The organism is Streptomyces sp., assembly GCF_050698815.1.
Lineage (GTDB): Bacteria > Actinomycetota > Actinomycetes > Streptomycetales > Streptomycetaceae > Streptomyces.
The window spans coordinates 1-8,705 of the sequence record NZ_JBOHCV010000664.1 but is presented as its reverse complement, the minus strand read 5'-3'; the positions used below and the strand labels follow the sequence as shown (position 1 = coordinate 8,705).

7 protein-coding genes are annotated in these 8,705 nt (G+C 68.4%); 4 read left to right on the top strand and 3 right to left on the bottom strand.

Going from position 1 to position 8,705, the window contains the following annotated elements; all coding sequences use genetic code 11:
- The first annotated feature begins 91 nt into the window (after positions 1-91).
- Positions 92-265, top strand: a complete 174-nt coding sequence (locus tag ACRDP3_RS23885) for a hypothetical protein (protein WP_431519060.1) — start codon at positions 92-94, stop codon at positions 263-265.
- Between the two features lie 68 nt (positions 266-333).
- On the opposite strand, the gene ACRDP3_RS23880 is transcribed toward ACRDP3_RS23885, so the two are convergent.
- From ACRDP3_RS23880 to ACRDP3_RS23870, 3 genes are all read right to left on the bottom strand, one after another.
- Positions 334-585, bottom strand: a complete 252-nt coding sequence (locus ACRDP3_RS23880) for an EF-hand domain-containing protein (protein ID WP_431519059.1) — start codon at positions 583-585, stop codon at positions 334-336.
- Positions 586-849: 264 nt separating this feature from the next.
- On the bottom strand, positions 850-3,069 hold the full coding sequence (locus tag ACRDP3_RS23875; protein ID WP_431519058.1) for an OmpL47-type beta-barrel domain-containing protein: 2,220 nt from the start codon (positions 3,067-3,069) through the stop codon (positions 850-852).
- Complete coding sequence (locus tag ACRDP3_RS23870) at positions 3,066-5,576, bottom strand: ThuA domain-containing protein (protein ID WP_431519057.1); 2,511 nt, start codon at positions 5,574-5,576, stop codon at positions 3,066-3,068. The genes ACRDP3_RS23875 and ACRDP3_RS23870 overlap by 4 nt, the downstream gene beginning before the upstream one ends.
- Positions 5,577-5,778: 202 nt before the next feature.
- Here ACRDP3_RS23870 and ACRDP3_RS23865 point away from each other — a divergent pair, with 202 nt between their 5' ends.
- The 3 genes from ACRDP3_RS23865 to ACRDP3_RS23855 all read left to right on the top strand — a co-directional run.
- The gene (locus ACRDP3_RS23865; RefSeq protein WP_431519056.1) at positions 5,779-6,768 is read left to right on the top strand and encodes a multicopper oxidase domain-containing protein; all 990 of its coding nucleotides are present in this window, start codon (positions 5,779-5,781) and stop codon (positions 6,766-6,768) included.
- Positions 6,769-6,942: 174 nt separating this feature from the next.
- Positions 6,943-7,146 (top strand): cold-shock protein, encoded by a 204-nt coding sequence (locus ACRDP3_RS23860; RefSeq protein WP_028434629.1) that lies wholly within the window; start codon positions 6,943-6,945, stop codon positions 7,144-7,146.
- A 171-nt stretch (positions 7,147-7,317) separates the two neighbouring features.
- Positions 7,318-8,705: DEAD/DEAH box helicase (locus ACRDP3_RS23855; protein ID WP_431519055.1), on the top strand; the 1,388-nt coding region annotated here is incomplete at its 3' end.

Sequence of the window (8,705 nt, the reverse complement as noted above, 5' to 3'; positions counted from 1 at the left end):
CCGGCGCAGGTCAATCATGAAATTATTTTGCACACACCACCCGCAAAATGTGCAATAGACCGCAACGGTCGCCCGGGGTCATCCTGATGCCATGAACACCAACACGAACACCATCGTTTCCCGGCACGCCACCAGCGAGGGCGTCGTGGTCTGGAGCCGCTGCGTCTGCGGACGGCTTCAGATGGTCCTGGTTCCCATCGGCATTGGCGGCAGGGGACTTGCCGCGGGCGGACACGACATCCAGTGCCCCCACTGCGGCCGCTAGGTCGGCAATCTGGAGGTGCAACGTGAGAACCGACTGGTCACAGAGATCGTGCTGTGGCCCCCGGCGGGCTACCAGCCGAAACGCCGGTCCACCTCTGCGGCGAACTCCTCGAAGGTCAGCACGTCGTCACCGTTCTTGTCTGCGGCGTCGAACAGAGCCGACGAGGCATCCGCGTCCCCCACACCCCAGAACGGCAGATCACCATGTGCGGCGAGGGTCGGGCCCTTGGTCCGGATCGCCGTGATCACCTCGGCGCGGGTCAGTTCGCCGTCGGCCTTCAGATCGAGCGCGTCGAACAGCTTGCGAGCCTTCTCGCTCATCGCAGAGTCTCCGTTCCCATGTGCGGCCCTGGCTCCGCATCCTACTTTCGGCCCTGGCCCTGGCCCTGGCCCGCGACCGTGACTTCGATGCGAGTGAGGCCATCCGTTCGCTCCCGGTCGGCGGCCGACTCAGTAACCGGCTGGGCGCACGAGGCCTGTCTCAGCGTGGGCGCCCAGGGATTCCGCCGCTACCTCGAGGAAGACCAGCGGAACGAGGCCCGGCCTGCACGGCCGGGCCCCGTGAGCGGGCGGGATGACCGCCGGCTACAACTCCTTGATCCGCACGTCGCGGTAGGAGATCACGTCGGTCACCCCGTGCACCTGGAGGCCGACGTAGCCCGACGCGTAGCGGCGCCCGTCCGTGCCCGGGTCGCCGTTCCGCGGTGGCTCGAAGACCTGGCCGGCTTTGTTGTCGAACTCGTTGATCAGCACTCCGTTCCGGTAGATGGAGTAGCTCTGGCCGACCACCTTGATCTCGTAGTCGTTCCAGGTGTCCTTGGGGGTGACGCCCGCACCGCCGAGACCCACCCGGTCGAAGCCGTAGACCGAGCCGGTCTTGTACATGTCGCCGTCGGGCCTGTCGAGGATCTGCAGCTCATGCCCGTACTTGATGGCGACCCACTCGGGCCGGGACTCCTCGGGGTTGTCGTGGACCCACGGGAAGCGGGCGAAGACGCCGGAGTTGGCGTTGCCGTCACCCGGGGCGTCGTCACGGAACTGCAGCTTCAGTGAGTAGTCGCCGTACTTCCGCTTCGGATACCAGAGCATGCCCATGCCCTCGGCCTTGGTGCTGCTGGTCATGCTGCCGTCCGGGTTGAGGCCGAAAGCGCCGCCGCCCACGTGCTGCCACCGGTCGAAGGACGCCTGGCTGCCGTCGAACAGCTTCGTGTAGCCGGTCTGCTGGCCGGGCTTGCCGATCCCGGACTGCTTCGCGGCACTGTTGATCAGCCGGTGCTCCCGCTTGTCGAGCACCTTGTCCTTGAGCAGCGCGCCGGTGACCCCGGTGACGTGCTTGAGGAACAGTGCCTGCGAGGACCAGTCCTTCTCGTCCTCGATCAGCTCATTGATCATGCAGCGGTTACGGGTGACCCGGTTGGGCACGCCCGTGTCGATGTCGCCGACGAAGACGGTCAACCGCTCGTCGTACTCCGGGCAGTTGGGCGCGGGGACGCCGCCGCCCGGGACCACCTCGAAGGACTCCGAGACGGCCTGCGAGGTGTTGCCCGCCTTGTCGGTCGCCCGGTGCGCCACGCTGTGATGACCGACCCTGTCCACCACGACCGGATCGGCGTAGGCGAGGAACGGCCCGCCGTCGAGGGAGTATTCGGCCTTCTCGACACCCGAACCCTCGTCGGTCGCGGTGATGCTCACCGTGGCCTTGCCGAGGAAGGCGCCGTCGGAGTTCTTCTCGCCCTCCGCCTTCGCCGTCGTCTCCGGCGGTGTGGTGTCCTCGGCGGGCTGCTCGACGACCGTGAACGACACGGTCTTGGTCGCGGCCGCGTTGCCCGCCTTGTCGGTGGCCCGGTAGCGGACGGTGTGGGCTCCCGGCTCGTGCGTCATCACCGGCGCCGTGTAGGGCTGGAACTCGCCCTCACCCAGGGCGTATTCGATGGTATTGACGCCCGACCCGGCGTCCGAGGCGGTGACGGTGACGGTGGCCATGCCCACGTACGAGCCCTCCGCGTCCTGTTCGCCGTCCACCGTCGCCGACGTCTCCGGCGGCGTGGTGTCGTCCGTCGGCGGCGCGACGACGGTGAACTCCACCGTCTTCTCCGCCGCGATGTTGCCCGCCTTGTCGGTGGCTCTGTAACGGACGGTGTGCGCGCCGACTTCATGGATCATCACCGGCTTGGTGTACGCCTGATAGCCGCCGTCGCCGAGCGCGTATTCGATGGTGTTCACGCCCGAGCCGGCGTCGGTCGCGGTGACGGTGACCGTGGCCATGCCCACGTACGCGCCGTCGGCGTTCTTGTCACCCTCGACCTTCGCCGCCGTCTCCGGCGCCGTGGTGTCCTCGCCGCCGCCGTCGGTGACCACGAGGGTGCCCTGCATCTGGCCGTGCCCCGGGATCGTGCAGTGGTACTTGTACGTGCCCGGGGTGAGCGTCACCTCCACGGAGTGCTTGCCGCCCTGGGAGTCGGAGGGGTTGGCGAGGATGTTGACGTTCACGTCGTCGTTGTAGTCGGGATCGGAGGTGACGAAGGTGAGGGTGTGCGGCATCGAGGTGGTGTTGCCGGTCGCCTCGCTGTTCTCGAAGACGATCGTCGCCGCACCGGCCACGGCGGTCGCCGGTGCCGAGGTGTACTTGGTGATGTCGTCGCTCGCGGTCCAGTTCAGCACCTGCTCGGCCTGCGCGCCGGCTTCCTGCCCCGGCTGCTGTCCGTAGGCCGCGGAGGTCAGCCCGAGCACCATCACCAGTGCCGCGAGCAGCGCGGTGACGACGGTACGGGCCGGCGTCCTGCGTGCCGTTGCGTTCGCGTTCATCGGGCCGCCGCCTTCCCGATCACGTCACCCGGAGCGGGAGTGGCCTTTCCGCCCTGGTACGTCACCCGCCACAGCGCCGACTTGTCGTCGGAGGTGAAGAAGCCGCGCCCGTAGTCCAGGACGTAGAGCGAGCCGTCGGGACCGAACTTCCAGTCCATCAGGTTGCGGATTCCCTTGTCGCCGATCGGGACGATCTTGCGCAGGCTCTCGGCGTGTACGGGCAGCGCGCCCTGCTCGTCGCCGTCCGGCATCACCACGGCGTGGCGTGGCTGTTCCGAGTCGTAGAAATCACCCACGAACCACTTCCCGTCCCAGTACGCGGGCCACTTCACCTTCGAGGCGACGGTCTTGTCGAAGCGGTAGACGGGGCCGTCCATGGTCGCCTGGCCGCCGCCCTTGAGCCAGGGGAGCAGGAGCTTCTGCTCGTCCTTCTTGTAACTGGGGACGCCGTTCTCGTCGCGCGGATAGTCCGGGGCGCCGCCCTGCGGCGAGTACCAGATGTTGTTGGGCTGGGCCGGCGGGATGTCGACCAGCCCGTCGTTGTTGGGCGACTCGTTCTTCAAGTTGTCGCAGTCGTACCAGCCCAGCGGCTTGCTCGGGTCCGGCAGATTGCGGTCGCGGTAGGGCTGCTTGTTGCCCATGCAGTACGGCCAGCCGTGGTTGCCCGCCTTGGTGATCTTGGCGAACGTGTCGTACTTGGCCGGGCCCCAGGTGGTGCTGGGCTCGCCCGCGTCGGGGCCGACCCAGCCCGCGTAGAGCGTGTCGGTCTTGGCGTCGACGGAGATACGGGCGGGGTTGCGCACGCCCATCACGTAGATCTCGCCGCGGGTCTTGCCGCCGCCCTCATCGGTCTCCTTGCCGGTGAAGAGGTTGCCCTCGGGCAGCGTGTAGGTGCCGTCGGCCTCGGGGTGGACGCGCAGGATCTTGCCGTTGAGGTTGTTGGTGTTGCCTGCGGTGCGGCGCGCGTCGGCGAAGGAGACGCCCTTGTAGTCGGGCTCGGGGTTGTTGCCGGAGTAGCCCTCGCTGAACCGTGAGGAGTTGTTGTCGCCGGTGGCGATGTAGAGGTTGTTCTTGGAGTCGAAGGCCATGCCGCCACCCGAGTGGCAGCAACTGTGCACCTGCACGGGCCAGTTGAGCAGGACCTTCTCCGAGGACGTGTCGAGTTTGCCGGTCTTGGCATCGAGGGTGAATCGGGAGACGCGGCGCTCGGCGATCCGCTTGTCCCGGTCCAGTTGGGAGTGCGGGGTGTAGTGCAGATACATCCAGCCGTTGTCGGCGAAGTCCGGGTCGAGTGCGATGCCGAGCAGGCCCTCCTCGACCTTGACCAGTTCGTCCCCGCCGCCCTTGTTGCCGAAGACGCTGAGCGAGCCGACGAGGGTGGCCTTCTTCGTCTCCGGGTCCCACATGTGCACGGTGCCCTGGCCCTTGCCGATCTCCGGGTCGGCCCAGTCGGTCACCACGGGCGCGTCGCCGTCGCCGCCGCCCCGCCCGATGTAGAAGACCCGGCCGTCCTCGGCGGTGTCCAGGCCGTGCGGTTCGCCGATCTGGTCGGACTGGCCGGGCTGGTTGGGCGTCGTGACGCGCTCGGCCTTGTAGTTCGAGGTGACGGTGGCCTGGCAGTCGGCACGCGCCAGCCGCGTCGTCCACAGCAGCGCGCCGCGCAGATGGGTGCGGAAGTCCGCCTCCTGGTAGCTGTCGACGGTGCCGCCCATGCCGGTGTAGAAGGACCGGCCGCCGTCGTAGTCACGGCACCAGGAGATGGGGTGGTCCCAGCTCTGTGCACCCTCCCCGGGCGCGTAGGTGTTCTCCCGTACGCGGGCGACGGTGTGCACCGAACCGCTGGGGTTCGTCTTCCAGTTGAGCCACTTGTCCGGCCGCTTCCACTCCTTGGACAGGCCCTTGGTGGCCGGGTTGCGGCGGTCCCCGGTCTCGACCGTGGCGCGCTGCGCCTTCCCGGGGCTGGTGGCCGCCGGCCGGGCGCCGACCAGGCCGGTGAACCAGTCGGAGTAGGGCTCGGCGCGGGCCGCGTCGTGGATGCCGAGGAAGCCGCCGCCGGCCTCCATGTAGCTCTCCAGGCCGGCTTCCTGCGCCGGATCGAGCACGTCACCGTCGCCGGTGAGGAAGACGACCGCGTTGTAGCGGCCGAGCTTTTCGGTAGCGAAGACCGAGGGGTCCGCGGTCGCGGTGATCGTGAACCGCTGGGCGCCCGGGCCCTGTTGCCCGATCTTCTCGATCGCCTCGATCCCGGCGTCGACGGTGGGCGACTCCTCGCCCGTCGAGCCGTGGAAGACCAGCACCCGGACGTTCTCGCCGCCCGGCGGGCTGGGGAGCCGCAGTTCGGGTACGGACGGGTCGGGTGCCGGGCCGGCCAGGGCCGGGCTGCCGCCGAGCAGGGCGGCGCAGAGCGCCCCCGCGACCGGTGCCGCCAGCCAGTCGTGCCGGAACCTCAGTCGTGACGTGCTCAACCCTCTTCGGTGCGAAGGCTTTTGATGCGGTATCAGCCGCATGACTGCTCCACCCCTCTTCGGCCACGGAAACGACGATGAAGCTAGACCCCTTTCGGTGGAACGCCAAGGTCTATGACCGCATTTCAACAAACTTTGTCCTGGATATGGATAAACGAAGATCGTGGCGCTACCGTCCCTGTCGGCTCACACCTCAACTCCTCAGCGCATACGAGCACTTCAGGCCGCCGCCGAAGGGAGCACGATGACCGAGACCCACGCCGACATCGCCCGCCGCAGCTTCAGCAGACGACTCCTCGCCGGTTCGGCCGCCGCCGCGATCGGACCGGCCGTCCTGAGTACCGCCACCGCCGCCACCGCGGCACCGGCCACCGCAGCGGCACCCACCGCCGCCGCGGTGCGGCGCGCCGGACCCGGCGGCGAGGTACGTCACATGAAGCTCTACGCCGAGAAGCTGGCGGACGGTCAGATGGGTTACGGGCTGCAGAAGGGCAAGGCCACCGTCCCCGGGCCGCTGATCGAGCTGATCGAAGGGGACACCCTGCACATCGAGTTCGAGAACACCATGGACGTCGCGGTCAGCCTGCACCCGCACGGCGTGGACTACGACAGGGCCAATGACGGCACCAAGATGAACGACAGCGTCGTGGAACCGGGCGGCACCCGCACCTACACCTGGCGCACGCACGCCCCCGGCAAGCGCAAGGACGGCACCTACCGCCCGGGCAGCGCCGGCTACTGGCACTACCACGACCACGTCGTGGGAACCGAGCACGGCACCGGCGGCATCCGTGCGGGGCTCTGCGGGCCGCTGGTGGTGCGCAGAGAAGGCGACATCCTGCCGGACGAGCAGATCACCATCGTCTTCAACGACATGATGATCAACAATCTGCCCAAGGGTCCGGACTTCAAGGTCACCGTGGACGACCGGGTCGAGATCGTCATGATCACGCACGGTGAGTACTACCACACCTTCCATGTACATGGTCACCGCTGGGCCGACAACCGCACGGGCCTGCTCGCCGGGCCCGACGACCCCAGTCAGGTCATCGACAACAAGATCACGGGCCCGGCCGACTCCTTCGGCTTCCAGATCATCGCCGGTGAGGGGGTCGGCGCCGGGGCGTGGATGTATCACTGTCATGTCCAGAGCCATTCCGACATGGGCATGGCCGGGCTGCTGCTCGTCGCCAAGCCGGACGGAACGGTCCCCGGTCACGATCCGCATCATTGATCCCGGAGGTGTGTTAAGGTGAACGAGTTGCAGTTTTGGTACCCATAACTTGTGTGCGCCTGACGGTTGTGACCTTCAGGCGCATTTTTGTTTTCCGGTCTTACTGGATGGGTCATCGCGGCGACGGAGCTCCGCGCAGTGTGGAGCACCAGCATTCCCCTGAAGGAGATCGACATGGCATCTGGCACCGTGAAGTGGTTCAACTCGGAAAAGGGCTTCGGCTTCATCGAGCAGGAGGGTGGCGGCGCTGACGTCTTCGCCCACTACTCGAACATCGCCGCCCAGGGCTACCGTGAGCTCCACGAAGGCCAGAAGGTGAACTTCGACGTGACACAGGGCCAGAAGGGCCCGCAGGCGGAGAACATCACTCCCGCCTGACCTAGGAGTCAAGCGCAGTTGGGGCCCGCACCAGCGAGGTGCGGGCCCCAACTCGTGCGCCGCCCCAGGTCTCCACCATTTCCGGCTCGTTCTTGTGGGTCTCCGTTACGGCCAGCTGCCCAGTTGCCGTGGAGCCGTCCTCGCGCGCGCCGACCCGAGGAAGGTTCCGTAGTGAATCGCCGTACCCAGCCCAGCCGTCAACGCCCCGCCCGCTCCCGTGGCGCGGCACCCAAGCGCAAACCCGCCACCGCCCCGCAGGGCGACTTCACGGTGCCGGTCAGTACCACTCCCGCCCTGCCTCCGGCCGAGACCTTCGCCGAACTCGACATGCCCGCGCCGCTGCTGGCGACCCTGGCGCAGGAGGGCGTGAGCGTGCCCTTCCCCATCCAGGGAGCCACCCTGCCCAACGCGCTCTCGGGCCGTGACGTCCTGGGCCGCGGCCGCACCGGATCGGGCAAGACCCTGGCCTTCGGCCTCGCGCTGCTCGCCCGTACGGCCGGGCGGCGCGCCGAGGCGCACAAGCCGCTCGCCCTGGTGCTGGTGCCCACGCGGGAGCTGGCCCAGCAGGTCACCGCCGCCCTCACGCCCTACGCGCGGTCGCTGAGCCTCCGCACGGCGACCGTCGTCGGCGGCATGGCGATCTCCCGGCAGTCCAGCGCGCTGCGCGGCGGCGCCGAGGTGCTCGTCGCCACTCCCGGACGGCTCAAGGACCTGATCGAACGCGGCGACTGCAGCCTGGGCGACGTGCGGATCTCCGTACTCGACGAGGCCGACCAGATGGCCGACATGGGCTTCCTGCCGCAGGTCACAGCCCTGCTCAAGCAGGTGCCCGGCGACGGCCAGCGGATGCTGTTCTCGGCCACCCTGGACCGCGAGGTCGACCGGCTCGTGCGGATGTTCCTGACCGACCCGGTGGTGCACTCCGTGGACGCCTCGGCCGGCGCCGTGACCGAGATGGAACACCACATAGTGCACGTGGCGACCACGGACAAGCTCAGCACGGCCGCCCGGATCGCCGCCCGCGACGGGCGCGTCCTGATGTTCCGTGACACCAAGCGCTCCGTGGACCGGCTCACCAAGGACCTGCTGCGCAGCGGTGTACGGGCGGCGGCGCTGCACGGCGGCAAGTCGCAGCCGCAGCGCAACCGCGCACTGGAGCACTTCAAGAACGGACACGTCACCGTCCTGGTGGCCACCAACGTCGCCGCCCGCGGCATTCACATCGACGACCTCGACCTGGTGGTCAACGTCGACCCGCCCACCGACCACAAGGACTACCTGCACCGGGGCGGACGCACCGCCCGGGCGGGGGCGTCGGGCAGTGTGCTCACGCTCGTACTGCCGGAACAGCGCCGCGAGATGGACCGGATGATGGCCGCCGTCGGCATCACCGCGCAGACCCTCAAGGCCGCCGTGCACGACGCGGAGCTCATCCGCATCACCGGGGCCCAGGAACCGTCCGGCATCCCGGTGACCATCCCCGGGTCCGCCACCGAGCAGCAGCCCCGCGGCTCCGGCTCCGGCGGCGGCAATCGCAGCCGCAACCGCGGTGCCGGCGG